Consider the following 25,332-nt stretch of genomic DNA (forward strand, 5'->3'; position numbering starts at 1 on the left):
CGGCACCTCCGCCGCGCCGAGCGGGCCGAGCAGTAGCCCGGCGCCGGCGCGGATCGCCGCCTCGGCCGCCGCCGCCGCGCCTTCCGCGCTGCCGCCGGTGTCGAAGGCTGGGATTGCCTCCGCCTTCGGGTTCGGCGCCGCCGCCAGCGAAGCCGCGCGCTCGATCATGCGGCCAAGGCTTGCGTTCGCGCCGCTCAGCGGCAACAGCAGGCCGGCGAGCACACGCCGCGGCCTGGCCTTGCCGGCCGCGCGAAGGGGAAGCGCATATGCGGTGGTGGACAGGACAAGGCCCGATCGCATCAGCCGCAGCATCTGCCGTCGATTCATTCTTTCCCCGGTCGCTGCTCAGCCGCCCGCGCGCGTTGGTGACGATCGGCGCCCTGGCTTATCTGGCGGGACTCGTCGCCACGGCGCCCGCCCGGCTTATAGTCGAGCCGGGGCCGGCGACCAACATCGCATCGGTCGGCGGCACGCTGTGGCGCGGCCGGGCGGTTCTGGCGGGCGGGGAGGTGGCAAGCTGGCGCTGGGCGCCGCTGCGCTCGCTCGCCGGTTTCGGTTATGCCGCCGCCTTCCGGATCGACGGCGCCGGCACCGCGCTCGCCGGGCGGGTGCGGCTGCGCCCCGGCGCCACGTTGTTCGAATCGGTCGCCGGCAGCGCCAGCGGCGTGCTCGCCGCCAGCCTGTTCCCGCGCCTGCCCTTCGCCTGCGCGACAACGCTGCGGCTCGCCGTCGCCCGCTTCGGCCTCGGCGGCGATGCCGGCGCCGCGACCGGGCGGGTGGAGGCCGATCCAGCCAGCTGCGCCGTCCGGGGCGGCGCCGCCCCCGCTGCCTCCGTCCCGGCGCTGCTGGTCACGATGACCGGCGCCACCGGCCGAATCGCCCCGCGCGCCCACCCGCGCGTCACCTACGCCACCCTGGCCTTCGCGCCGGGCCGGCTGACCGTCGCCTTCACGCCGGAAGGCGCCGCCGCCCTGCCGTTCGCAACGATCGCCGGCACCCGCGTCGAAACGCACCTTTAGTCTGGCCCGTCATTGCGAGCCGCGCAGCGGCGCGGCAATCCCGTCCTTCCCGTCATCCGGCCTGCGCCGGGATGACGATCCTATCGGGAATGACCATGCTCCAGGACGGATCGTCATTCAGAAGATGGCGAGTCGAAAAGCCGCCATTTGCAGGCCGCCAGAGCTGAATGGCGAGCCGTCCTAAAGCCCCAGCGCGGTCGCCGTCCAATAGGTCGCGCCCGCCGCCAGATAGGCGACGACGAACAGGTAGGAGACCATGAACAGCGGCCATTTCCAGCCGTTGGTCTCGCGTCGGGTGACGGCGATCGTCGATATGCACTGCGGCGCGAAGATGAACCAGGCGAGGAAGGCGAGCGCCGTCGGCAGCGACCATTTGCCCTGCAGCCGGTCCTCCAGCGCCATCGTCATCTGCGCCTCGTCGCCGGCGTCGATCGCATAGACGGTGGCGATCGCCGCCACCGCGACCTCGCGCGCCGCCATCGCCGGCAGCAGCGCCATCGATATCTCGTGGTTGAAGCCGATCGGGCTGACCACCGTCTCGATGCCGGTGGCGATCCGCCCGGCGAACGAATATTCGCTCTGCTTCTCGCCGCCGGGCGCGACCGGGAAGCTGGCGAGCAGCCACAGGATCACGGTGGTGACGGCGATGATCGATCCGGCGCGCTTCAGGAAGATCATCGCCCGCTGCCACAGGCCGATCAGCACGTCGCGCAGCCGCGGCCACTGGTATTTCGGCATTTCCATCAGGAAACCGCCGCCGCCGCCCTTGGTGACGGTGCTCCGCAGGATCAGCGCGACGACCAGCGCGCCGATGATCCCGGCGATGTAGAGGATGAACAGCACCAGCCCCTGCAGGCCGATGCCCGGCCCGACCGCGCGGTTGGGGATGAACGCGGCGATGATCAGCGTATAGACCGGCAGCCGCGCCGAACAGGTCATCAGCGGCGCGATCAGGATCGTGGTCAGCCGGTCCTTCGGGTCCTCGATCGTCCGCGTCGCCATGATCCCCGGCACCGCGCAGGCGAAGGACGACAGCAGCGGAATGAACGCCCGGCCGGACAGGCCGACCCGCGCCATCAGCCGGTCCATCAGGAAGGCGGCGCGGACCATGTAGCCCGACGCCTCGAGCAGCAGGATGAAGAAGAACAGGATCAGGATCTGCGGCAGGAAGGCGACGACGGCGCCGACGCCGGCGATCACCCCTTCGACCAGCAGCGACCGGATGAAGCCTTCCGGCAGCGTTGCCGTCGTCGCTTCGGCCAGCCACTGCATCCCGTCCTCGATCCAGCCGATCGGGGTCTCCGACCAGGCGAACACCGCCTGGAACATCACGAACATCAGCACCGCCAGGATGATCGGCCCCAGCACGGGGTGCAGCGTGACCTTGTCGATGCGATGGCTGATCCGGCGGCCGGTGCTCTCGCTCAGCGTCGCCTCGGCGGAAATCGCCCGTGCCCGGCGCTGCAGGGCGACGATATCGGCCGGAACCGGCGGTTGCGCGGTGCCGGCCGGCGCCGCGCCGTCGCCGACCAGCGCCGCCACCGCCGCTTTCAGTTCGTCGATGCCGCGCTTGCGTACCGCCACCGTTTCCACCACCGGCACGCCCAGCGCCGCCGACAGCCTGCCGGCGTCGATCTCAAGCCCGTCGCGCCGCGCCAGGTCGATCATGTTCAGCGCGACGACGACCGGCCGGCCCAGCCCGATCAACTGCAGCGCGAAGCGCAGGTGGTTGTCGAGGTTGGACGCGTCGACGACGACGATGATCGCCGCCGGCAGGCGCTCGCCGGCCTGGCTGCCGGTCACCACGTCGCGGGTCACCGCCTCGTCCGGGCTGGACGGGTCGAGACTGTAGGTGCCGGGCAGGTCGACCAGCTCGATCGGTCGCCCGTCGGGCAGGGCCATCCGCCCGGAATGGCGCTCGACGGTGACGCCGGGATAGTTGCCGACCTTCTGGCGCGCGCCGGTCAGCGCGTTGAACAGCGCGCTCTTGCCGGCGTTGGGATTGCCGACCAGCGCGACGAGGGGGGGCTGGTTCATGGCGCCGGGTTGACCGAAACGGCGGCGGCGACGGCGCGGCGAATCGCCACCGTCATCCGCCCGACGCGGATCGCGATCGGGTCGCGGCTGAACAGGCCGCCGCGGTGCAGCGCCTCGATCCGAACGCCTTCGTCGAAGCCAAGCTCGCGCAGGCGGCGCGCCTCGCTGGCGGCCAGCCGGCCCCAGTCGATCGACAGGATGTGGGCCGCCCGGCGCAGGGGCAGCTCGTCAAGGCGAAGCGGCGATGATGAGGCGCTCATGCTGCAAGCGATTATCAATAACGAGAAGGCAATACCAGTGCCTTGCGCGCCTTGCGCCGGTCAGGCCACCGGATAGCGCAGCCGGCCGATGAAGCGGGACAGGCTGGGCCGGCGGGCGCGGCGCTGGGCGCGGCGCGCCTTCGCCGCCTCATAGGCGATGACATTGGCGATTCGCCGGTCGAGGAAGGCGTGGGTGTCGGCGAAATCCGGGCTCTCGTCGTCCAGGAACACCAGGATCGTCGCGGTGTAGAGCGCCGACAGGGTCAGCCGCTTGCTATAATGGTTGAAATCGGCGGCGGTGTCGCCGGCCAGCCGCCAGATGCGGTCGGCGGTCCGCCAGCCAAGTCGCGTCGCGGCCGGGATGTTGGCGGGCAGGGCGAGCACCGCGATCGCCCGGCGCAGCGCCTCGCGCTCGCCGGCGACCGCGTCCAGCCGGGCGATGACCAGCGCGCGGATGCGTTCGCGCACTTTCATCGCCGCCAGCCGCTCCGGCGGCAGCGCCGCCGTCATCGCCCGGTCGACGCTCTCGAACCAGGCGTCGATCATCGCCACCGCCCCGCCGGGAAAGGCAAGGCGCGCCACCGCCGGGTCGACGCCCGCTTGCGCCGCCGCGCTGTCGATCGCCGCCGGGCGCCAGCCGTCGAACGCGGCATGCGCGGCCAGCCGCGGCGCCAGATGCGCGCGGATCTCGTCCAGTGTCGGGTCGTCGGGAAGCATCGCCATCACGTCCAGCCTTTGGGCCTGTCCGCTTCTAGAGCCTCCACCGCCCCGCATCCACCCCCGTCACGCGCCATCCCGTCACGCGCCACCGCGTCCTGCCGGCGAACGCCGGCATCTCCACCGCTCAGCCCGTCGCCGGGCGCGGCCGGCGCTCGCGGACCAGCACCAGCGCGGCGCCGATCGCCACCGCGCCGACGATGTCGAGCGCGCCCAGCGTCTCGCCGAACACGACATAGCCGATCGTCGCGGCGACGATCGGCTGGGTCAGCAACGCCAGGCCGATGACCAGCGGCCGGATGTTGCCGAGCGCGTAGATCATCAGCCCCTGGCCGATCACCTGGCTGATGATCGCCAGCATGATCGGCGCGGTCCAGTCGCGCGGCAGGATCGCCTCGCCCATCAGCATCGCGAACAGCAGCATCGGCAGGGTGCCGGCGACGGTCGACAGCGCCAGCACCGGCCACGGCCGCAATGTCGATCGTGCCCGCTCCAGCACGATCAGGTAGCCGGCATACATCACGCCGGCGAGCAGGCAGAGCAGGTCGCCGGCGACGTTGGCGGTCGATAGCTGGTACGACCGGCCGAGCAGCAGCGCGGCGCCGCCCGCCGCCAGCAGCAGCGCGACGCCCTGCGAGCGCGTCGGCCAGGCGCGCGCGGCGATGAAGCCGTAGAGCGGGAAGATCAGGCTGGTCGAATTGCCGAACAGCGTCGAATTGGCCAGCGTCGTGTGCATGATGCCCAGGTGCCAGCTTGCCAGGTCGCCGGCGAACAGCACGCCGCTGACCGCCAGCATCGCCCACAGCGTGCGGCTCATCCGGCCGATCGGCTGGCCGGTCGCGCGGGTCAGCAGCAGCAGCATCGGCGCGGCCAGCGCCAGCCGCCAGAATCCGGCGGCGATCGGCCCGATGCCGCCGGTGTCGGTCGCCATGCGGACGAACAGCGGGCCGAAGGCCAGCGCGATATTGCCGATCAGCAGCGCCGCGAAGGCGAAACGCACCGGTTTCGCATAAGGCCGGTCCTTGAAAGGCGGCGTCAGGTTGACCGGCGGGTGCATGCGGCCCTCTAACCTCCTATCTGTTTCCCGTCTCGCTCTAAAATCGGGAGAAGTGCGTGCCCAGTCTGTTCGATCCTATCCGCATCGGCGCGGTCGATGCGCCCAACCGAATCCTGATGGCGCCGCTGACCCGCGGCCGCGCCACCCGCGATCATGTGCCGACGCCGCTGATGGCGACCTATTACGCCCAGCGCGCCGCCGCCGGCCTGATCATCAGCGAGGCGACCGGGATCAGCCGGGAAGGGCTGGGCTGGCCCTATGCGCCGGGGCTGTGGACGGCGGCGCAGGTGGAGGCGTGGAAACCGGTGGTCGCCGCCGTCCACGCCGCCGGCGGGCGGATTGCCGCCCAGCTCTGGCACATGGGGCGGATCGTCCACCCCGATTTCCTCGACGGCGCGCCGCCGGTCTCCGCTTCGGCGACGACCGCGCCGGGCAAGACCCACACCTATGCCGGCAAGCAGCCCTATGCCGAGGCGCGGCCGCTGGCACTGGCGGACATCCCCCGGCTGCTCGACGATTACCGCGCCGCCGCCGCCAACGCGCGCGCCGCCGGCTTCGACGCGGTGCAGATCCACGCCGCCAACGGCTATCTGATCGACCAGTTCCTGCGCGACGGTAGCAACTTGCGCGACGACGCCTATGGCGGCAGCCCGGAAAACCGCATCCGCCTGCTGCGCGAGGTGACGGAGGCGGTGGTCGACGCGGTCGGCGCCGATCGCACCGGCGTCCGCCTCTCGCCCAACGGCGACAGCCAGGGGGTGATCGACAGCGCGCCGGAAACCGTGTTCCCCCTCGCCGCCGAGGCGCTGGCGCGGATCGGCATCGCCTTTCTCGAGCTGCGCGAGCCGGGGCCGGACGGCACCTTCGGCCGCACCGACCAGCCGCGCCAGTCGCCGGCGATCCGCCGCGCGTTCGACGGCGTGCTGGTGCTCAATTCCGACTATCGCGGCGCACAGGCGCAGCAGGCGCTGGATTCCGGCCTTGCCGACGCGATCAGCTTCGGCCGCACCTTCCTCGCCAACCCGGACTTGCCCGCCCGGCTGGCGGCGGACGCGCCGCTCAACCCTGACGTCATGGCGACATGGTACAGCCAGGGCGCGGAGGGCTATACCGACTACCCCGCGCTGGTGCCGGCCTGAATCCGAGTTCCGCACCGGCCCACGCCCCCGCCCGGCCTCCCATTTCACGATACTGTCGTTGGGAGGCCGGGCGAGGGCGCCGCCCGGCGCCGGCCTCTACCCTCCGAACCGTTCCTTCAGGCCCAGCATGGCGATGGCGGCGCGGGCGGCGTCGCCGCCCTTGTCCTTGTCGTCGGGCCGGGCGCGGGCCAGCGCCTGCGCCTCGTTCTCGACGGTCAATATGCCGTTGCCGATCGCCAGCCCGTCAAGGCTGAGCGCCATCACCCCGCGCGCGCTTTCGTTGGCGACCAGCTCGAAATGATAGGTCTCGCCGCGAATCACCACGCCGAGCGCGACGAACGCGTCGTAACGCCCGGTCTCCGCCGCCAGCGCCACCGCGCCGGGCACTTCCAGCGCGCCGGGGACGGTGATCGTCTCGTGCCGGTGGCCCGCCGCCTCGATCGCGGCGCGCGCGCCTTCCAGCAGCAGATCGTTCAGATGGGCGTAGAACCGCGCCTCGACGATCAGGATCCGCGCCATCACTCGGCCTCGCCGCCGGTGATCGCCTGCTCGCCGACGATCGACAGGCCATAGCCGTCGAGCGCGACCAGCATGTGGCGGGTGTTGGTCAGCAGGATCATGTCCTGCACACCCAGCTCGGCGAGGATCTGGGCGCCGACGCCGTAATCGCGCAGCTCCTCGAATTCCGGGGCGCCAGGGGCCTTGCCGGCGACGCGCGCGCGCATCGCCCGGGTCACGCCGTCGGCCATGCGGCGGTTGATGACGACGATCACGCCGGCGCCATGCGCGGCGATCGCCTCCATCGAGCGCGGCAGCAGCCCGCCGCGCGGCGAATCCTCGCCAAACGCATCGGTGAACATCGACAGCGCGTGCATCCGCACCAGCGTCGGCTTCGCCGGGTCGATCCGCCCCTTGACCAGCGCGATCTGCTCGTCGCCGCTCGCCTTGTTGTAGAAGGTCATCGCCGTCCACTCGCCGCCCCAGCGGCTGGTGAAGCGCATTTCCGCCCGCTTCTCGACCAGGTGGTCGTTGCGCCGGCGATAGGCGATCAGGTCGCGGATCGTGCCGATCTTCAGGTTGTGGAGCTGGGCGAAGGCGACCAGGTCGTCCATCCGCGCCATCGTCCCGTCGTCCTTCATGATCTCGCAGATCACGCCGGACGGGTTCAGCCCGGCCAGCCGGGCGACGTCGACCGCGGCCTCGGTATGCCCGGCGCGGACCAGCACCCCGCCTTCGCGCGCGACCAGCGGAAAGACGTGGCCCGGCGTGACGATATGCTCCGGCCCCTTCGACGCGTCGATCGCCACCGCCACGGTGCGGGCGCGGTCGGCGGCGGAAATGCCTGTCGTCACCCCGTCCTTCGCCTCGATCGACACGGTGAAGGCGGTTTCGTGCCGGGTGCCGTTGTTGCGGCTCATCAGGTCGAGGCCAAGCTGCTCGACCCGCTGCTTGGCGAGCGCCAGGCAGACCAGCCCGCGCCCGTGCTTGGCCATGAAGTTGATCGCGTCCGGGGTCGCCATCTGGGCCGGGATGACCAGGTCGCCCTCATTCTCCCGGTCCTCGTCGTCGACAAGGATGAACATCCGCCCGTTGCGCGCCTCGTCGATGATCTCGTCCGGGCTGGACAGGAAGGCGTGGCGGATGCGGGCGATCTTCGGATCAGCGTTTGGCACGATATTGCTCCATGCGGCCCAGATAGCGGGCGAGGATGTCGATTTCGATGTTCAGGTCGCGGCCGATCGACAGGTCGTCGAACGTCGTCGCCGCGGCGGTGTGGGGGATGATGTTCAGGCCGAAGGCGGTGTCGGCGCCATGGTCCTCGACGCTGTTGACGGTCAGCGACACGCCGTCGAGCGCGATCGATCCCTTGGCGGCGATGTAGGGGGCCAGCGCGGCGCCGGTCGTCACCGTCAGGCGGATCGAATCGCCCTCGTCGCGCAGCCCGCTGATCCGGCCGATGCCGTCGACATGGCCGGTCACGATATGGCCGCCCAGCTCGTCGCCCACCCGCATCGCCCGTTCCAGGTTCAGCCGCCGGCCCGCGTCCCACATCCCCGGCGCGGTGCGGGCGATGCTTTCGGCGGAAATGTCGACGGCGAAATGTCGTTCGCCCTTCTCGACCACGGTCAGGCAGGCGCCGGAACAGGCGATCGACGCGCCGATCGCCACGCTCGCCATGTCATAGCTGCAGGCGATGGTCAGGCGGCGGTCGCCCCGCGCCTCGACGGCCTCGATACGGCCGATGTCGGTGATGATGCCGGTGAACATTGGGTCAGCTCCGCTGGCGCTCGTAAACCTCGATCCGGTCGCTGCCAAGCATCCGCGCATCGCCCGGGCGCCAGCGCCCGTGGGCGGCGGCCAGGTCGGTCAGGCCGATATCGCCGACGGCCGCCCGCCCGGCCCCGATCAGGATCGGCGCGCGGTAGAGCAGCAGCCGGTCGACCAGATCCTCGGCGAGGAAGGCGGCGGCCGCCTCCGCCCCGCCCTCGACCAGCAGATGGTCGACCTGCTCCAGCGCCGCGATCGCGCCGGGGGCGGGCAGCCCCTCCCAGCCGTCCGGCGCCGGATCGCGGCTCAGCACCGCCCGGCGCGGGCTCAGCCCCTCCAGCCCGTCCAGCCGCACGTCGAGCGCCGGCGCGTCGGCGGCCAGGGTGCCGCGCCCGACGACGATCATCTCGGCGCGGGCGCGCTCCAGATGGGCATGCGCGCGCGCCGCCGCGCCGGTGATCCAGCGGCTGCTGCCGTCGGCCAGCGCGATGCGGCCGTCCAGCGACATCGCCAGCTTCAGCGTCACGTGCGGCCGGCCCAGCCGCTGCCGGGTCAGGAAACCTTCCATCGCGGCGGCGCAGGCATCGGCCAGCACCCCGTCGGTCACCGCGATCCCGGCGTCGTGCAGCCGGGCATAGCCGGCGCCGGCGGTGCGCGGGTCCGGGTCGACCATGCCGCCGACCACCCGCGCCACGCCGGCGGCGACCAGCAGGGTGCTGCATGCCGGGCCGCGCGGGCTGGCGTGGGCGCAGGGTTCCAGCGTCGTGTAGCAAGTCGCGCCGCGCGACTTCGCGCCCGCCTCGGCCAGCGCCATCGCCTCGGCATGGGGGCGCCCGCCCGGCTGGCACCATCCGCGCCCGACGATGCGCCCGTCGCTGACGATCAGCGCGCCGACATTGGGGTTGGGGGCGGTCCGGCCCCGCCCGCGCCGGCCGATCGCGACGGCGGCGGCCATGAAACGGGCATCGGCGGTCAAAGGCCCCACCGGTTGAGCGCGTCGTCGATCTTCTTGAACTCGGCCTGCCGCTTCTTGCGTTCCGCCTCCAGCTTGGCGTCCTCGATCTTCTTCTTTTCCATGTCGATCTTCTGCTGGGCCAGAATCTCGGCCTGGCTGCGGTCGGCGGGCCAGCTCTCGATATAGATGATCTCGCGCTTCCACGGCGGCATCATGTTCATGAAACCGTCGAGGTAGAAGCCGACGATCACCGTGCCGGTGATGGCGACTGCCAGGCCGGCGAACAGCAGATCATACTTCCGCCGCCTCGTCAGAAGCTGGCCGAGATCGCGAAGCGCGGCGGCGACATTGAAGAAGCGCAGGAAACTCATCGCCGCGTAGATAGGCGGTGCGGCGCCCGGATGCCACCCGCTTCCGCTCTCCCTTGCCCCGCCGGCATTGCGCGCGCGGCGAAGCAATCCATCCCATGGACCTCCGCCCGGGCGGGCGGCGACCCGGGGGTGCCCGGATCGCCGCCCCTTCCACGTTACCGCCGCATCTCGAACCGGACGGTCATCGTCCGCCACGCCTCGACGGCAACGCCGTCGCGGGTCGCCGGGCGGAACCGCCAGCGGGTCATCGCCTGCCGCACGGTGACGGCGGAAAAGGCCGGGTCGTCCGATACGACGATCTCGGTCGCCTTCACCCGCCCGTCGGTGCCGATCAGCACCTTCAGGATAACGCGGCCTTCCTCGCCCAGCCGCTGCTTGGCCGGCGGATAGGGCGGCTGGAACGCCTCGGCATGGCGCGGGTCGGGCGTCGCCTCGACCAGCACCGGCGCCGCAGGCGTCGGCAGGGGCAGCGGTTCGATCCGCTCCGCCGTGCCGGCATCGCCGCCCGTCGGGATGATCGGCGCGCTCCGGTCGACGCGGATGATCGCCGAATCGTCGGGGGTCGCCGTCACCGGCGTCCGGCTGTCGACTGGCCGGTCGGTCCTGGCGCGCGGCTCCGGCTCCAGCTCCGGGGCCGGCGGTGGCGGCGTCGGCGCGGGATAGAAGCTGATCGGGAACGGGCCGTTGACCGGCGACACATACTCGCTGCGGATCAGCACCAGCGCGGCGATCACCCCGGCATGGATCGCGACGATCCCGGCTAGCGTCGCTGGGGAACGGGGTTTGTGGTGAACGAAGCCTGTCCGCTTCAGGCGGTGCCGATTCCGCTTGAAGCGGACAAACTCTAAGCCTCCATCGTGCATGACACCCTCCTTCCGGCGGCGCCACGCCCTCGCGGCGTCGCATTGGGATGTTACAACATAACGGTTCCGCGACAAACCCCTTTCCGCCACGCCGTCATCCCGGCGAAAGCCGGGATCTCCCCGCCACGGGGTATGTGACGTGCCCGGCGCTACCCCTCCAGCCGCGCGACCGCCGCCTCGCGGCCGATCAGCGGCAGCAGCGCCGCCATGTCCGGCCCCTTGTCGCGGCCGGTCAGCGCCAGCCGCAGCGGCAGGAACAGCGCCTTGCCGCCGCGCCCGGTCGCCGCCTTCGCCGCGCCGGTCAGCGCGTGCCACGGGTCGGCGGCCCAGTCGATCGTCCGCGCGGCCTTGGCGGCGGCGGCGAGCAGCGGCCGGTCCGCCTCGGCGACGGGTGGCGGGGTGAACGGGCCGGTGACGATGCGCCACCACTCGGCCGCCTCGGCGACGCTGCGCAGGTTGGGGCGGATCGCCGCCCAGCCCTCCGCTCCCATGCCCTCGGGCAGCCGGTCGGCGACCGCCGCGTGGTCGAGCTGGTGGATGATCCGGGCGCTGAGCGCCGCCAGCTCCGCCTCGTCGAACCGCGCCGGGGCGCGGCCGAAGCGCGAAAAATCGATGCTGGCGATCAGCGGCGCGGGGTCGGCGAACGGCTCGACCGGATCGGCGGTGCCGATGCGGGCGAGCAGCGCGACGATCGCCTGCGGCTCGATCCCCGCGTCGCGCAGCGCATCGATGCCCAGCGCGCCGAGCCGCTTGGACAGCTTGCCCTCGCTGCCGACGAGCAGCGCTTCATGGGCGAAGGCCGGCGGCGTGGCGCCGAGCGCGGCGAACATCTGCACCTGTGCGGCGGTGTTGGAGACATGGTCCTCGCCGCGCACGACATGGGTTACCCCCATATCCACATCGTCGATCGCCGACGGCAGGATGTAGAGCCACGATCCGTCGGCGCGGCGGACGACCGGGTCGCTGAGCAGCGTCGGGTCGAAATGCTGCGGCCCGCGCACCATGTCGTCCCAGGCGATCGGCGCGTCATGGTCCAGCCTGAACCGCCAGTGCGGCTGGCGCCCTTCCGCCTCCAGCGCCGCGCGTTCGGCCGCGCCCAGCGCCAGCGCGGCGCGGTCGTAGACCGGCGGCAACCCCCGGCCCAGCCGGATCTTGCGCTTCAGCTCCAGCTCCTGCGGCGTCTCGTAGCACGGGTAGACTCGCCCGGCGGCGCGCAGTTCGGCGAAGCGCGCCTCGTACAGCGCGCCGCGCGCCGACTGCCGCGTCTCGCCGTCCGGCGCCAGGCCCAGCCAGGCCAGGTCGGCGCGGATCGCGGCGACGAACCGCTCCTCCGACCGCGCCGTGTCGGTATCGTCGATGCGCAGCAGGAAACGCCCGCCATGCTTGCGCGCCCACAGCCAGTTGTGGACGGCGGTGCGGACGTTGCCGACATGCAGCCGGCCGGTCGGCGACGGGGCGAAGCGGGTGACGACGGTCATCGCCGGCCTCTAGACCAACGCCCCCGCCTGTAGGAAGCTTCCATTCCCCGACCCCGATAATACCCCGATAACCTAGCTGGAAACCCGCACCCCCTTCCCCCCGCCGCTGACGCTGCTAAGAGGCTTGCCGACTGCTCACGGGGACCGCGCACAATGAAACTGATGTCGGGCAATTCGAACCTGCCGCTCGCCCGCGCCATTGCCGACTATCTCGAAATGCCGCTGACCGACGCCGCGGTCCGCCGCTTCGCCGACGAGGAAGTGTTCGTCGAGATCCACGAGAATGTCCGCGGCGAGGATGTCTTCGTCCTCCAGTCGACCGGCTACCCGGCCAACGACAACCTGATGGAGCTGCTGATCTGCATCGACGCGCTGAAGCGTGCTTCGGCCAAGCGGATCACCGCCGTCATCCCCTATTTCGGCTATGCCCGCCAGGATCGGAAGCCCGGCCCGCGCACGCCGATCTCGGCCAAGCTGGTCGCCAACCTGATCACCGTCGCCGGCGCCAACCGCGTCCTGTCCCTCGACCTCCACGCCGGGCAGATCCAGGGTTTCTTCGACATCCCGACCGACAATCTCTACGCCGCCCCGGTGATGTCGGCCGACATCCAGGCCCGCTTCGGCGGAGAGAATATCATGGTCGTCTCGCCCGATGTCGGCGGCGTCGTCCGTGCTCGCGCGCTCGCCAAGCGGCTGAACAACGCGCCGCTGGCGATCGTCGACAAGCGCCGCGAGCGTCCGGGCGAGAGCGAGGTGATGAACATCATTGGCGACGTCACCGGCCGTTTCTGCGTGCTGGTCGACGACATCGTCGATTCAGCCGGCACGCTGTGCAACGCCGCCGCCGCGCTGCGTGAAGCGGGCGCGAAGGACGTCGTCGCCTATGTCAGCCACGGCGTGCTCTCGGGCGGTGCCGTCGCCCGGGTCGAGGCATCGACGCTGACCGAACTCGTCGTCACCGACTCGATCGGCCTGCCGGAAACGGCGAACGGCGCCGCCCATCTGCGCACGTTGACCATCGCACCCTTGCTGGCGGAGGCGATCAAGCGAATCGCCGACGAAAGCTCGGTCTCGTCGCTGTTCGACTGATACGGCGAAGGGGGGCCGGGGGATGAACCAGGACGCGATCAACCCGACCCGCCGCGTCCTGTTCGCCAGCCTGGTCGGCACCACCGTCGAATTTTACGATTTCTACGTGTTCGCGACGGCGGCGTCGCTGGTGTTCGGGCCGCTGTTCTTCCCCGCCAGCTCGCCGACCGCGCAATTGCTCAGCGCCTATGCGACGTTCAGCCTGGCGTTCATCGCCCGGCCGCTCGGTGCCTTCGTCTTCGGCCATTACGGCGACCGGGTCGGCCGCAAGTCGACGCTGGTCGCCTCGCTGATGCTGATGGGCGCGTCGACTTTCGCCATCGCCTTCCTGCCGACCTATGCCACCGCCGGCTGGATCGCGCCGCTGCTGCTGTGCGTGCTGCGCTTCGGCCAGGGGCTTGGGCTGGGCGGCGAATGGGGCGGCGCGGCGCTGCTCGCGGTGGAAAATGCGCCGCCGGGCTGGAAGGCGCGCTTCGGCATGGTGCCGCAACTCGGCGCGCCGCTCGGCTTCATCGCCGCCAACGGGCTGTTCCTGATCCTCGGGCTGCTGCTCACCGCGGAGGATTTCGTTGCCTGGGGCTGGCGGCTGCCGTTCCTGGTCAGCGCGCTGCTCGTCATCCTCGGCCTGTGGGTGCGGCTGCGGCTGGTCGAGACCCCGGCCTTCGCCGCCGCGCTGAAGGCGGAAGCGCCGCCGCGCATCCCGCTGGCCGCCGTCTTCCGCCACCATCTGCGCGCGACCTTCGCCGGCACCTTCGCGGTCGTCGCCTGTTTCGCGCTGTTCTACCTGACCACCGCCTTCGCCCTCGGCTACGGCACGACGACACGGGGGATCCCGCGCGAGACCTTCCTGTCGCTCCAGCTCGGCGCGATCCTGTTCATGGCGGTCGGCATCGTCCTCGCCGGCTGGTGGGCCGATCACAGCAGCCCCCGCCGGGTGCTGGTCGTCGGCTGCATCGGCACCCTGCTCTCCGGCCTGACGCTGGCGCCGCTGCTTGGCGGCGGTCTGCCGGCGGTCTTCCTGTTCCTCGCCTTCGGCCTGTTCGTGATGGGCTTCGTCTACGGGCCGCTCGGCGCCTTCCTGCCGGGGCTGTATCCGCCGCTGGTCCGCTACACCGGGGCGTCGGTAGCGTTCAATGTCGGCGGCATCCTCGGCGGTTCGCTGGCGCCGTTCCTTGCCACCACCCTGGCCGATCACGGCGGCTTGGGCCTGGTCGGCGCCTATCTTGCCGCCGCTGGGCTGCTCAGCCTGGCCGGGCTCGCCGCGATCGGGCCGGGGCAGGCGGAGGAACGGCCGGCGGCGCTCATTTGAAATCGCGGGTCTGCACCCGGAATCCTTCGTCGCCCACGTCGCGCAGCCAGCCGCTGTAATCGACGATGTGGTCGGCGACGACGTGGATCACCAGCCCTTCGCGCTGCACCCGCCCGCGAATGCCGATCATCGTCGCCGACAACAGGGTGCGCCGCTGCGCCTGAAAGCGGTCGGGCCACAGGACGCCGTTGGCGACGCCGCTTTCATCCTCGATGGTGACGAACACCACGCCCTTGGCGCTGCCCGGCCGCTGGCGGACCAGGATGATGCCGGCGACTTCCACCGCCTGCCCGTCGCGCGCATTGGCCAGCGCGGCGCACGGTATGACGCCATGCCGCCCAAGCCGCGCGCGCAGGAAGCTGACCGGATGGGCGCGCAGCGATAGCTGGATCGCGCGATAATCCTCGACCACTTCCGTGCCGGGACCGAGCGGCCGGGTGGCGACGGCCGGCTCTGCGCTTTCCGGCCCGTCGAGCGCGGCGAACAGCGGCAGCGCGCCGAGCCCAAGCCCGCGTGCCTGCCACAGCGCCTGCCGCCGGTCGACGCCGAGGCAGGCAAAGGCGTCCGCCTCCGCCAGCCGCTCGATCGCCGCCACCGGCACTTTGGCGCGGCGCTGCACCGCCTCGACGGACGCGAACGGTCCGTTTGCGCGCGCCGCCAGGATCGCGGTAGCATGGCTTTCCGCCAGGCCCTGAACCATCCGCAGGCCAAGGCGCAGCGGCCGCAGCCGGTCCGTTCCGGTCTCGACGGCCGTATCCCAATCGCTGGCGTTGATGCAGGGCGGATGCACCGTCACGCCGTGCGCCTGCGCGTCGCGGACGATCTGAGCCGGAGCGTAGAAGCCCATCGGCTGGGCACCCAGCAGCGCCGCGCAGAAAATGTCGGGGTGATGGTGCTTCAACCAGCAGGAGGCATAGGCGATCCGGGCAAAGCTCGCCGCGTGGCTTTCGGGAAAGCCGTAGCTGCCGAACCCCTCGATCTGGCGAAATGTGCGCTCGGCGAAATCGCGCTGATAGCCGCGCGCCACCATCCCCTCCACCAGCTTGGTGTAGAAACGGCTGACCCCGCCGGTCATCTTGAACGTCGCCATCGACCGGCGCAGCGCGTCCGCCTCCGCCGCGGTGAAGCCGGCGCCGACGATCGCCACCTTCATCGCCTGCTCCTGGAACAGCGGCACGCCCAGTGTCTTTTTGAGGACCGCGCGCAATTCCTCGCTCGGATACTCAGGCTCCTCCTTGCCCTCGCGCCGGCGCAGATAGGGGTGGACCATGTCGCCCTGGATCGGCCCGGGCCGGACGATCGCGATCTCGATGACCAGGTCGTAGAATGTCTTCGGCTTCAGGCGCGGCAACATGCTCATCTGCGCCCGGCTCTCGATCTGGAAGGTGCCGAGCGTGTCGGCTTTCTGGATCATCGCATAAACGGCGGGGTCGTCGGCCTGCAGCACGTCCGACGCCATCGTCATCTCGATCTGCTTGTGGGCGGCGAGCAGGGCGAAGGCGCGGCGCAGGCAGCCGAGCATGCCCAGCCCCAATATGTCGACCTTCATGAAGCCCAGCGACTCGATGTCCTCCTTTTCCCATTCGATGACCCGGCGTTTCTCCATCGCCGCCGGTTCGATCGGCACCAGCGAATCGAGCCGGTCGCGGGTCAGCACGAAACCGCCGGGGTGCTGCGACAGATGGCGCGGCGTGCCGATCAGCCGGGCGGCCAGTTCAAGCGCCAGCGCCAGCCGCGGCTCGCCGGGGTCGAGGCCGAGCGCGGCGGCATCCTCCGCCTTCACCCCCTTTTCCCCCCAGTGGGAGATCTGGGTGGACAGGGCGGCGGTCATGTCTTCCGGCAGGCCGAGCGCCTTGCCGACCTCGCGGATCGCCCCGCGCCCACGATAGCGGCTGACCACCGCGGTCAGTGCCGCATGCTGCTCGCCGTAGGTATCGTAGATCCACTGGATCACCTCTTCGCGGCGCTCATGCTCGAAATCAACGTCGATGTCGGGCGGCTCGTCGCGCTCGGGCGAGATGAACCGCTCGAACAGCAATGTGTGGAAGATCGGGTCGATCGGGGTGATGCCGAGGACGTAGCAGATCATCGAATTGGCCGCCGATCCGCGCCCCTGGCACAGGATTTCCTGGCTGCGCGCGAAGCTGACGATCGAATTGACGGTCAGGAAATAGGGTGCGTAACCCTTCGCGCCGACCAGTTTCAGTTCATGCTCCAACTGGTTGGCATAAGCGGGCGGCACGCCGCCGGGGAATTGCCGCGCCAGCGCCGCACGCGTCAGTTGCTCCAGCGCCACCTGCGGCGAACGGCCCGAAAACAGGATCTCGTCGGGATATTGATAGGATAGCTGGCGCAGCGAAAAGGCACAGCGTTCGGCGATGACGGCGGTGGCGCGAACCGCATCCGGGTGGTCGGCGAAGCGCCGCGCCATCTCCTCCGGCCCTTTCAGATGACGGTCGGCATAGCGCTTGCGGCGGAAACCGAGCGCGTCGATCGTACACTTCTCGCGGATTGCGGTGACGACATCCTGCAGCATCCGCAAATCGCGGTGATGATAGAGGATGTCGCCGGTCGCCAGCGGCCGGATGCCGAACCGCCGGCCGAGCGCGGCCAGCTGGTGCAGGCGCAGCGCGTCGCCGGGGCGGCGGCGCAGACTGAGCGCGATATGGGCGCGCTCGCCGAACAGGTCCGCCATCCACGCCAGCGCACCTTCGGTCGCTGCATCGGCCTCGTCGGGGACGAAGGCGGCGACCAGTCCGTCGGCGGCGGCGGCGACATCCTCCCAGTGGAGGAAGCAATGGCCTTTCTCTCCGCGCTGGGCGTCGGCGCGCGCCTTGCCGGCGGTCAACAGCCGGGTCAGCCGCCCCCATCCGGCCCGGTCCTCCGGCCAGACGAGCAGCGAATCGCCGCCGACCAGATCGATCCGGCAGCCGGGGATGTGGCGCACCCCGGTCCGCTCCGCCGCCAGCAAGGCCCGGACCTGCCCGGCAACGCTGTTGCGATCGACGATGGCAAGCGCCGGCAGGCCGAGCATGGCGGCGGTCTCGAACAGATCGTCCGGCGCCGAAACGCCGCGCAGAAAGCTGTAATGGCTGGTGACGTGCAGTTCGTGATAGACGGCGCTCATCCGAACAGACCGTGCAGATACCAGCGCATGTCGCCGCTACGCCCATCCTCGCCGTCGCCGCGCCGGAACAACCAGAAACGGGCACCCGTCTCGTCCTCGACCCGGAAATAGTCGCGGACCGCCTCGGCCTCCGCCGGGCGTTTCCACCATTCCCCATAGATCCGTTCCGGCCCGTCGGCGCGCGCTACCGTGTAGAGCCTGCCGCGCCAGCGGAAGCGGCGGGGCGGCAGATCGGGCAGCTCGACCAGCACATGGTCGACCGGCTCCGGCGGCGACAGCAGCCGCACCGGCCGTGGCCAGCGATCCGGCCAGCCGGGCGGAACGACCAGCGGGTTGCCCCGCTGGATGCTGCGTTCCGGCACGTCGCTCTCGACGGCGCCGACCCGGTAGATGCGGCCGGTGCCGATCCGGCCGGCCAGCCGGTCGATCAGCGGGGCAAGGTCGGTTTCGGGTCCGGTGGCGATCGGCTGCGGCGCCAGAATTTCGCAGCGCAACGCGACAAGGCGAAGCGTGTCCAGCCCGTAACCCGGCTCGATCCTTTCCAGCCTGAGCCTGAACAGCCGGTCCAGATGCGCCGGATCGCGGCTGGCGCGGGCGGTGCCGACAAGGATGCACTGGTCGGCGCCGTCGACGCGCACCCCGTCCAGCCGCAGCAGGCGGGCGCCAAGCCCGCGTTCGGCCAGTCGGCCAGCCAGCTCCGCGGTGAGCCGGGTCACCGCGGCCTGGATCGCCGCCGCATCGGCGATCGGTTCGGCAAAGCGCAGCGTCGCGGCGGGCGCGTCGCCTGGGACGATCGCCGCGATCGGTTCGGCCACGCGCCCGAACGCCTGGTCGAGGCGGAGCAGCACCTCCTGCCCGAAACGCCGGCCGAGCGGCGCGCGCGGCAAGGTGGCCAGCGCCCCGACGGTGTCGATGCCCAGCCGCCGCAACGTGGCAAGGAGAGCGGGGTCGAGGCGCAACGCCACCACCGGTAGCGGGGCCAGCATCCGCGCCTGTTCGCCCGGCGGGCACAGGGTCAGCGCCGCTTCGCCGAACCGGGCAAGAGCATGGGCGGCCCCGACGCTGTCGGCGATGGCGATGCGCGCATGGTGGCCGATTCGGGCGCAGAAACGCAGGATATGCGCCGCCATGCCCCGCTCGCCGCCGAACAGATGGGCACAGCCGGTGATGTCGAGCCACAGGCCGTCCGTGCCGCAAACCTGGGTGACCGGGCTCCAGCAGCGGGCGGCGTGGAGCGCCAGCCGGGTCAATCGCGCGGCATCGCCCGGCGGGTCGGCCGCGCGAACGATCAGGTCCGGCGCCAATGCCAGTGCCTGGCTGAGCGCCATGCCTGGCATCAACCCCGCCGCGCGCGCGGCGGCGGATAGCGCGGCAAGGATGCGGCGCTGCCCGTCACGGCACACGGTGGCGAGCGGCGGCCGCCCGTCGCCGGCCGGTCGTTCCGGCGGCACAGGGGTGGGGGCGCTGGCCCAGCGCGCGCCGGGCCGCCAGCCGTCGTTGCGCGGGGGCGGTGCCGCCGGGCGCGGCGGATCAAGCTGCCCGCCGGCCCGGCCATCGCCCGGCAGAAGCCGCTCGATCGCCAGGTCCGGCAGGCAGAGCGAGGCGACCCTCGGCATCGCAGCCCTCCACCAGTCCTTCCCATCCGGGGCCGCCGCGCTGGCGGACCAGCGCAACCTGCCAGCGCGGCCGGCCGACGCCGGCCACCGGCAGCGGCGCCGATGGCGCGCAGCCGATCCGCCAGCGGCTGACCGCGACCGACGGCGCCGCCAGCGGGTCGGCACCCGTCCGCCGCCAGCGCCGCAGCAGCAGCGCCAGTCCTCCGCCTTCGGCGGCCGCCAGTTGCAGCCGGCGCAGCGCGGCCATGCCGACTCGTCCCGTCTCGCCGATGACGGCGGCCAGCCCGCCGTGCCGCAACCCATCCTCCACCGCCGCCAGCATACCGTCTTCGGCGTCGGCTTCGGCATGGATCAGGCGCTCGGGGCCAAGGCCGGCAAGCGCCAGGCCGGGAGCGAAAAGATCGCGGTGCGTTATCACCCACAGCACCGGCATCCCCCGTGTGGCGGCTGCCCGCGCGGCAATGCCGGCGGTAAACAGGGTCGCTGCCGCGTCGTCGCCCAGGGCCGGGCTGGCCGGCGCGATTTCGTGCAGCGCAGCGCCCGCCAACCCACCATGCGCCAGACGATCGTCGATCGCCGCGACGCCGAAAGGCAGCGCGGTCGCTGTCGCGTCCGTCGCCGGGGCAAGCGCGGCGATGCGCGCACGCAAGGCGGCAAGTTCGGATGGCAGGTCAACGGGATGTGTGGCGCCGGAGTCCATTTGTTCTTATTATGTTCTCATTAGAAAAGAGTCGAGCGGCTTTGGCGGGCAACGTTATCGCGTTGGAAAAAGAGGACGAACGTCATAAATTTCTATGGCGTGCCTCCGTCATATGCAGTAGCGATTCTGCGCTGAGTTCAATGCACTGGAGGTCTCTATGAAGAAATTGGGTACGGTCGCAGCCGCTTTAGCCGCCTTCACCATGTCGGTCGCGCCGGCGCTTGCGGCGGTTCCAACCTCCGCCTCGCGCCTGTCGGTCGCGCAGAACAGCCGCGTCGCCGCTGCCACCGAGGACAGCTCGAAGCTCGCCGGTGGCGCGCTGATCGGTATCGCCCTCGCCGTCGCCGCGGTGGTCGCGGTGATCGTGATCGCCAGCGACGACGACAAGCCGGCCAGCGCCTGATTCGCTGACCGTCGATCCGTTGTAGAAAACGCCGCGGCTCTCACGGGTCGCGGCGTTTTTCATATGGGTCCGCCGCCTCCCATGCTGGCCTTGCGCGGGGCTCTGGCCTAAGGCGCGGCCATGCCGCACGATCCCGCCTTCATCGTCGCCGCCTGTGTCGCGGTGACGCTGGTCGGGCTGGCCAAGGGCGGTTTCGCCGGACTGGGCGCGCTCGGCACGCCGATCATGGCGCTGGCGATCTCGCCGGTCGCTGCCGCGGCGATCCTGCTGCCGATCCTGATCGTCCAGGACATCGTCAGCGTCTGGTGTTTCCGGGCGCATTGGAACCGGCGGATCGTACTGGTCATGTTGCCCGGCGCGCTGGTCGGCGTAGCCCTCGGCTGGGCGATGGCCGCGCTGGTCAGCGAGCGCGCGGTGATGGCGGCGGTTGGCGCCGTCACCCTGTTGTTCGGCCTGTCACGCCTGTGGATCGAGCGGCGCGGCCGGATTCCGATACCCGCCGGCGGACCGGAATGGGTCGGTGGCCTGTTCGGGGTCGCGACCGGCTTCGCCAGCCAGATCGCCCATGCCGGCAGTCCGCCCTTTCAGATGTGGGTGGCGCCGAAGCGGCTGCCCCACCTCGAATATGTCGGCACCAGCGCGATCGTCTTCGCGCTGGTCAACTGGGCGAAGGTGCCGGCCTATGCCGCGCTCGGCCAGTTCACGCGCGAGAACCTGACCATCGCCGCGGCTTTGCTGCCGGTGGCGCTGCTGTCGACCTTCGCCGGCGTCTGGCTGGTCCGGCGGGTCAGCGGCCCGCTATTCTACACGTTGCTCTATGTGCTGATGGTGGCGCTTGGTTCGAAATTGTTGTGGGATGCCTGGCCGTGACCGATGCCGCCGTCCTTGCCGATGCCGAACGGATCCGCGCGCTGCTGGTCGCTGCCGCCCGCGCGGGGGAGGCGGTCAGCTATTCCGGTCTGCTCGGCCGGCTTGGCCTGCGCTTCACCCGGCCGAAGATGCGGGCGCTGTGCAAGACGCTCGACCATATCGACCGGCTTGGCGTAGCGCAGAGCGAGCCCGGCCTGGCGGTGCTGGTCGTGCGCGAAAGCGATGGGTTGCCGGGCCAGGGCTGGTGGACGGGGGGCCGGGCGCTGGCTCTCGGCTATGACGGGGACTGGACAGGCCCGGCGGCGCGGGCGCTGGTACGAAAGGAACAGCAAGCCGCCTTCGCCTATTGGCAGGCGACCAGGCGGGAGGAAAGCCGATGGCCGACGACGTGAAACTGCACGAAAGCTGGCGTACGCCGCTGATGCCGGAATTCACCAGCCCTTACATGCAGGCGCTGAAGCGCTTCCTGCTGGCGGAAAAGGCGGCCGGCAAACGCATCTTCCCGCGGGGCGGCGAGTATTTCCGCGCGCTCGACCTGACGCCGCTCGACTCGGTGCGTGTCGTGATCCTGGGGCAGGACCCCTATCACGGCGCCGGCCAGGCGCACGGCCTGTGTTTCAGCGTGCAGCCGGGGGTGCGTACGCCGCCGTCGCTGGTCAACATCTACAAGGAACTGCACAGCGACCTGGGGTTGACCCCGCCGCGCCACGGTTTTCTGGAACATTGGGCCCGGCAGGGCGTGCTGCTGCTGAACAGCGTGCTGACCGTCGAGATGGGCCGCGCCGCGGCGCACCAGGGGCAAGGATGGGAACGCTTCACCGACGCGGTGATCGCGCTGGTCAACGACAGCCCGCAGCCGGTCGTGTTCATGCTGTGGGGCAGCTACGCGCAACGAAAGGCGGCGTTCGTCGACCAGCGTCGCCATCTGGTGCTGAAGGCCCCGCATCCGTCGCCGCTGTCCGCCCATAACGGTTTCTTCGGCTGCCGCCATTTCTCGAAGGCCAACGCCTTCCTCGAAAGCCACGGCCGCGAGCCGATCGATTGGGCATTGCCCGAAAACCCTATGTCAGACAGTCTCGCAGCCGCAGCCAGTCCGCCTGCTTGACCTCGGCCCGGACGGCGCAGGCACCGCTGCTCGACAGCAGGGTCAGCGTCCGGTAGCGCGCCGCCGCCGCACCGAGCTGCCGCAACCCGGTGCTTGCCGCCTTGACGCCATTGAACGCAATCGTCGTCAGTCCCGGCAGGGTCGCGGCCATGGCCGCCAGATCGCGCAGTTCCGGGTTGCGGATCGCGCTGTCGAGGCTGCCTTGCCGCTCGGCGGCGGCGATCACGTCCCACAGGCCGATACGGTGGGCGCGCAGCACATCCAGCCGCGCCGGATAAGCCAGCGCGCGCAGATCGACGGCGATGACCATGCCGACCAGCGCCCAGAAACGGTTGCCGGGATTGGCGTAATACTGTCGGGCGTCGAGCGAGCGCCGCCCCGGCAGGCTGCCGAGGATCAGCAGTCGCGTCCGTTCGTCGACGACCGGGGGGAATGCCTGCTCCCGCGTCATTCCTGTGGGCAAAGGTCGGTGCGCGCCTCGCGCTTGCCGCCGCTGTACCACTGGCCTGCCTCGCCCATCGTCTCGGCATCATGATAGCAGACCTGCGCCGCCGTTCCGGCCGGGTCGATCAGGATCGTCCAGCGATGGTCGCCGCAGTTATGCGCCTGGCAACCGGTGGAGAGCAGCCTGCCATCCTTCAGGATGATCGGCCCGCTCGGCCCGGCGCCGGGATTGAGCACCCAGTCGAGCACCGCCTTGTCGCCGACCGCCGCCGTCACCGCCCCGGTCACCAGCGGGTTGGCGAGGAAAGTCGCGCCGCCGACTTCATCGAACGGGTATTTGCCGACATAGCCGGCCAGTGCCGCCGCGTCGCCGGTCGCCGGTGCCGTGGTGTCGGCGGGGGCGGCGCCCGCCATGTTCTCCGCCGCTTCGGCGGTGCCGTTGGCGTCCACGGTGGCGGCGTGGTTGCCGCCGCCGCTGCACGCCGCGCAAAGCAATGCGGCGGCGAAGGGTATGACATGACGTGCTGCGGTCATAGGGCATCCTCCCGTCCGGTTACGGGCGCAGCATGCCATGGCGGCGGCGCCCGCGCACCCGCATTCGTCACTCTGCATTTGTCGTCAAGGCCGGTTCCGCCGCGACTGGCTTTGGCTTAGAAGCCTCGCATTCCACAGGAGTTTCTTGATGCCGCAATCGTCTCGCTGGGTCCTGGTCATCCACGGCGGTGCCGGGCAGATCACGCGGACGACGTTGCCGGCGGAGCAGGACCGGGGCGCGCGGGCCGGCTTGCACGCCGCGCTCGCCGCCGGTGCCGCGCTGCTCGCCGGCGGCGGCGCCGCGCTCGATGCGGTCGAGGCAGCGGTCCGGGTGCTGGAAGACGACCCCCATTTCAACGCCGGGCGCGGATCGGCCTTCACCCATGACGGCGGGATCGAGATGGATGCGGCGATCATGGACGGGCGCAACCGTGCCGCCGGGGCGGTCGCCGGCATCACCCGCACCCGCCATCCGGTCGCGCTGGCGCGGCGGGTGATGGAACATAGCCCGCATGTCCTGCTGAGCGGCGCCGGCGCCGACGCCTTCTCGGTCGAACAGGGGCTGGAACAGGCCGATGCTGGCTGGTTCGAGACCGCCGCCCGCCGCCGCCAGCGCGACGCGATGCTGGCCCGGGGCGGCGACGGTTTCGACGTCGACATGAAATACGGCACCGTCGGCGCGGTGGCGCGCGACGCGCAGGGTCATGTCGCCGCCGCCACCTCGACCGGCGGCGTCACCGGCAAGCGCTGGGGGCGGATCGGCGATTCGCCGCTGATCGGCGCCGGCACCCATGCCGACGATCGCGCCGGCGCGGTGTCGGCGACCGGTGCCGGCGAATTCTTCATCCGCGCCAATGTCGCGCACGAGATCGGCGCGCGGGTCCGCATGCTGGGCGAATCGGTGCTGGATGCCGGCGCGGCGGCGATCGCGGAGGTCGGCGCGATGGGCGGCAGCGGCGGCGTCATCCTGGTCGGCACCGACGGTACTGGCGGCTGGCGGTTCAACACGCCGGGCATGTATCGCGGCATGGTTTCGGCCGCCGCGCCGGCCGTGGTCGCGATCTTCGGGGACGAATGATGATCGCCAGACGACTCGGCCTGCTGCTTGCCGCACTGGCGGTGCTGCTGCCCGGTCCGGCGCGGGCGTTCTGGGAGTATGGCCACGAAACCGTCGCCGGCATCGCCCTGGCGGAGGTGCGCCCCGCCACCCGGCTGGCGATTCGCCGGCTGCTGCGCGCCGCGCCGCTGCTCGAAACGCCGGCCTGCCCGGCGCGCACGCTGGCGGAGGCGAGCGTCTGGCCGGATTGCGTCAAGACGCTCGGCTCCCGCTTCAGCTATGCGGCGAGCTGGCATTATCAGGACGTCGACATCTGCAAGCCGTTCGGCCTGAAACCGGCCTGTCGCGACGGCAACTGCGTGTCGGCGCAGATCACCCGCAACCTTGCGCTGGTGAAGGACCGGACGGTGCCCGCGCGTGAGCGGCTGATGGCGTTGGCCTTCCTCGTCCATTTCGTTGGCGACCTGCACCAGCCGCTCCACGCCGGCGAGCATGACGATGCCGGCGGCAACCGGGTCAAGGCCGGCTACGGCATCGCCGGCGGGCGGATTAACCTGCACATGGTCTGGGACGGCTATCTGGCCGAGCGCGCGATTTCGACCCCGCCCGCCGGCGCCGCCGGCCTGCGCACCGCCGCCACCCCGGCCGAACGGGCGGCCATGACGGCAGGCAGCATCGAAGACTGGTCGCGGCAAAGCTGGGAAATCGCCCGCGACGCCGTCTATGCACCAGTGATCGCCGATCCGTGCGGGCCTGAACCGGCGCGGGTCCAGCTTGATGACGCGAAGATCCGCGCGGCGATCCCGGTCCTGCGCGCGCAGGTGCTGCGCGGCGGCCTGCGCCTCGCCCGCCTGCTCGACGAAGCGCTCGGCTGACCGCTCTGGACCCGCGTCGCGGGACGGTTACTATGCCCT

The 25,332-nt window shown here is 70.9% G+C and carries 26 protein-coding genes and 1 pseudogene; 10 read left to right on the top strand and 17 right to left on the bottom strand.

What is annotated here, in order from left to right; translation table 11 throughout:
* A pseudogene (locus E4A53_RS14730) lies at positions 1-327 on the bottom strand (hypothetical protein); the annotation flags it as partial.
* 38 nt (positions 328-365) lie between these two features.
* Here E4A53_RS14730 and E4A53_RS13525 point away from each other — a divergent pair.
* Complete coding sequence (locus E4A53_RS13525; RefSeq protein ID WP_136163642.1) at positions 366-1,019, top strand: hypothetical protein; 654 nt, start codon at positions 366-368, stop codon at positions 1,017-1,019.
* Positions 1,020-1,199: 180 nt separating this feature from the next.
* On the opposite strand, the gene feoB is transcribed toward E4A53_RS13525, so the two are convergent.
* From feoB to E4A53_RS13545, 4 genes are all read right to left on the bottom strand, one after another.
* The gene (gene feoB / locus E4A53_RS13530; RefSeq protein ID WP_136163643.1) at positions 1,200-3,056 is read right to left on the bottom strand and encodes a ferrous iron transporter B; all 1,857 of its coding nucleotides are present in this window, start codon (positions 3,054-3,056) and stop codon (positions 1,200-1,202) included.
* Positions 3,053-3,316: a FeoA family protein gene (locus tag E4A53_RS13535; RefSeq protein WP_136163644.1), complete on the bottom strand. Its 264-nt coding sequence runs from the start codon at positions 3,314-3,316 to the stop codon at positions 3,053-3,055. The genes feoB and E4A53_RS13535 overlap by 4 nt, the downstream gene beginning before the upstream one ends.
* 60 nt (positions 3,317-3,376) lie before the next feature.
* A complete protein-coding gene (locus E4A53_RS13540; protein ID WP_420822630.1) occupies positions 3,377-4,039 on the bottom strand; it encodes a COQ9 family protein in 663 nt (220 codons plus the stop codon).
* A gap of 121 nt (positions 4,040-4,160) precedes the next feature.
* Positions 4,161-5,090 (bottom strand): DMT family transporter, encoded by a 930-nt coding sequence (locus E4A53_RS13545; protein ID WP_136163645.1) that lies wholly within the window; start codon positions 5,088-5,090, stop codon positions 4,161-4,163.
* 56 nt (positions 5,091-5,146) lie between these two features.
* Here E4A53_RS13545 and E4A53_RS13550 point away from each other — a divergent pair, with 56 nt between their 5' ends.
* Positions 5,147-6,229 (top strand): alkene reductase, encoded by a 1,083-nt coding sequence (locus E4A53_RS13550; RefSeq protein ID WP_136163646.1) that lies wholly within the window; start codon positions 5,147-5,149, stop codon positions 6,227-6,229.
* Positions 6,230-6,325: 96 nt separating this feature from the next.
* On the opposite strand, the gene ribH is transcribed toward E4A53_RS13550, so the two are convergent.
* From ribH to E4A53_RS13585, 7 genes are all read right to left on the bottom strand, one after another.
* Positions 6,326-6,748: a 6,7-dimethyl-8-ribityllumazine synthase gene (ribH, locus tag E4A53_RS13555; RefSeq protein WP_136163647.1), complete on the bottom strand. Its 423-nt coding sequence runs from the start codon at positions 6,746-6,748 to the stop codon at positions 6,326-6,328.
* Positions 6,748-7,902 carry a 3,4-dihydroxy-2-butanone-4-phosphate synthase gene (gene ribB, locus E4A53_RS13560; protein WP_136163648.1) on the bottom strand — a complete coding sequence of 385 codons (1,155 nt, stop codon included), beginning with the start codon at positions 7,900-7,902 and terminating at the stop codon, positions 6,748-6,750. The genes ribH and ribB overlap by 1 nt, the downstream gene beginning before the upstream one ends.
* Complete coding sequence (locus E4A53_RS13565; protein WP_136163649.1) at positions 7,889-8,497, bottom strand: riboflavin synthase; 609 nt, start codon at positions 8,495-8,497, stop codon at positions 7,889-7,891. Before E4A53_RS13565 ends, ribB begins: the two co-directional genes overlap by 14 nt.
* 4 nt (positions 8,498-8,501) lie before the next feature.
* Positions 8,502-9,473 carry a bifunctional diaminohydroxyphosphoribosylaminopyrimidine deaminase/5-amino-6-(5-phosphoribosylamino)uracil reductase RibD gene (gene ribD, locus E4A53_RS13570; protein ID WP_338055001.1) on the bottom strand — a complete coding sequence of 324 codons (972 nt, stop codon included), beginning with the start codon at positions 9,471-9,473 and terminating at the stop codon, positions 8,502-8,504.
* Positions 9,470-9,823 carry a hypothetical protein gene (locus tag E4A53_RS13575; protein WP_136163651.1) on the bottom strand — a complete coding sequence of 118 codons (354 nt, stop codon included), beginning with the start codon at positions 9,821-9,823 and terminating at the stop codon, positions 9,470-9,472. Before E4A53_RS13575 ends, ribD begins: the two co-directional genes overlap by 4 nt.
* A gap of 155 nt (positions 9,824-9,978) precedes the next feature.
* The gene (locus tag E4A53_RS13580) at positions 9,979-10,686 is read right to left on the bottom strand and encodes an energy transducer TonB (protein ID WP_136163652.1); all 708 of its coding nucleotides are present in this window, start codon (positions 10,684-10,686) and stop codon (positions 9,979-9,981) included.
* A gap of 149 nt (positions 10,687-10,835) precedes the next feature.
* Positions 10,836-12,164 carry a glutamate--tRNA ligase gene (locus tag E4A53_RS13585; RefSeq protein WP_136163653.1) on the bottom strand — a complete coding sequence of 443 codons (1,329 nt, stop codon included), beginning with the start codon at positions 12,162-12,164 and terminating at the stop codon, positions 10,836-10,838.
* 153 nt (positions 12,165-12,317) lie between these two features.
* On the opposite strand from E4A53_RS13585, the gene E4A53_RS13590 reads away from it, so the two are divergent.
* Positions 12,318-13,253, top strand: a complete 936-nt coding sequence (locus tag E4A53_RS13590) for a ribose-phosphate pyrophosphokinase (RefSeq protein WP_136163654.1) — start codon at positions 12,318-12,320, stop codon at positions 13,251-13,253.
* 22 nt (positions 13,254-13,275) lie between these two features.
* On the top strand, positions 13,276-14,562 hold the full coding sequence (locus tag E4A53_RS13595; RefSeq protein WP_136163655.1) for an MFS transporter: 1,287 nt from the start codon (positions 13,276-13,278) through the stop codon (positions 14,560-14,562).
* On the opposite strand, the gene E4A53_RS13600 is transcribed toward E4A53_RS13595, so the two are convergent.
* Genes E4A53_RS13600 through E4A53_RS13610 form a run of 3 tightly spaced genes read right to left on the bottom strand, consistent with a single transcriptional unit; the run spans position 14,555 to position 19,954 of the window.
* Positions 14,555-17,689, bottom strand: coding sequence for an error-prone DNA polymerase (locus tag E4A53_RS13600; protein WP_136163656.1), 3,135 nt, complete (start codon positions 17,687-17,689; stop codon positions 14,555-14,557). The two genes, E4A53_RS13595 and E4A53_RS13600, sit on opposite strands and share 8 nt — an antisense overlap.
* Positions 17,686-19,305 carry a DUF6504 family protein gene (locus E4A53_RS13605; protein ID WP_136163657.1) on the bottom strand — a complete coding sequence of 540 codons (1,620 nt, stop codon included), beginning with the start codon at positions 19,303-19,305 and terminating at the stop codon, positions 17,686-17,688. Before E4A53_RS13605 ends, E4A53_RS13600 begins: the two co-directional genes overlap by 4 nt.
* The gene (locus E4A53_RS13610; protein WP_239018311.1) at positions 19,220-19,954 is read right to left on the bottom strand and encodes an ImuA family protein; all 735 of its coding nucleotides are present in this window, start codon (positions 19,952-19,954) and stop codon (positions 19,220-19,222) included. Before E4A53_RS13610 ends, E4A53_RS13605 begins: the two co-directional genes overlap by 86 nt.
* A 208-nt stretch (positions 19,955-20,162) precedes the next feature.
* Between E4A53_RS13610 and E4A53_RS13615 the strand changes: the two genes are divergently transcribed.
* The 4 genes from E4A53_RS13615 to ung all read left to right on the top strand — a co-directional run bounded on the left by E4A53_RS13615 (position 20,163) and on the right by ung (position 22,383).
* Positions 20,163-20,408: a hypothetical protein gene (locus E4A53_RS13615; RefSeq protein WP_136163658.1), complete on the top strand. Its 246-nt coding sequence runs from the start codon at positions 20,163-20,165 to the stop codon at positions 20,406-20,408.
* A 120-nt stretch (positions 20,409-20,528) separates the two neighbouring features.
* The gene (locus E4A53_RS13620) at positions 20,529-21,278 is read left to right on the top strand and encodes a sulfite exporter TauE/SafE family protein (RefSeq protein WP_136163659.1); all 750 of its coding nucleotides are present in this window, start codon (positions 20,529-20,531) and stop codon (positions 21,276-21,278) included.
* Positions 21,275-21,670 (top strand): ribose-phosphate pyrophosphokinase, encoded by a 396-nt coding sequence (locus tag E4A53_RS13625; RefSeq protein WP_136163660.1) that lies wholly within the window; start codon positions 21,275-21,277, stop codon positions 21,668-21,670. The genes E4A53_RS13620 and E4A53_RS13625 overlap by 4 nt, the downstream gene beginning before the upstream one ends.
* Positions 21,655-22,383: a uracil-DNA glycosylase gene (ung, locus tag E4A53_RS13630; RefSeq protein WP_136163661.1), complete on the top strand. Its 729-nt coding sequence runs from the start codon at positions 21,655-21,657 to the stop codon at positions 22,381-22,383. The genes E4A53_RS13625 and ung overlap by 16 nt, the downstream gene beginning before the upstream one ends.
* Here ung and E4A53_RS13635 read toward each other — a convergent pair.
* Positions 22,340-22,834: a DNA-deoxyinosine glycosylase gene (locus E4A53_RS13635; RefSeq protein WP_136163662.1), complete on the bottom strand. Its 495-nt coding sequence runs from the start codon at positions 22,832-22,834 to the stop codon at positions 22,340-22,342. The two genes, ung and E4A53_RS13635, sit on opposite strands and share 44 nt — an antisense overlap.
* Positions 22,831-23,361: a hypothetical protein gene (locus E4A53_RS13640; protein WP_136163663.1), complete on the bottom strand. Its 531-nt coding sequence runs from the start codon at positions 23,359-23,361 to the stop codon at positions 22,831-22,833. Before E4A53_RS13640 ends, E4A53_RS13635 begins: the two co-directional genes overlap by 4 nt.
* A gap of 148 nt (positions 23,362-23,509) precedes the next feature.
* Between E4A53_RS13640 and E4A53_RS13645 the strand changes: the two genes are divergently transcribed.
* A complete protein-coding gene (locus E4A53_RS13645; RefSeq protein ID WP_136163664.1) occupies positions 23,510-24,439 on the top strand; it encodes an isoaspartyl peptidase/L-asparaginase family protein in 930 nt (309 codons plus the stop codon).
* The gene (locus E4A53_RS13650; RefSeq protein ID WP_136163665.1) at positions 24,436-25,293 is read left to right on the top strand and encodes a S1/P1 nuclease; all 858 of its coding nucleotides are present in this window, start codon (positions 24,436-24,438) and stop codon (positions 25,291-25,293) included. Before E4A53_RS13645 ends, E4A53_RS13650 begins: the two co-directional genes overlap by 4 nt.
* Positions 25,294-25,332: the final 39 nt, after the last annotated feature.

This window comes from Sphingomonas flavalba, assembly GCF_004796535.1.
GTDB lineage: Bacteria > Pseudomonadota > Alphaproteobacteria > Sphingomonadales > Sphingomonadaceae > Sphingomonas_L > Sphingomonas_L flavalba.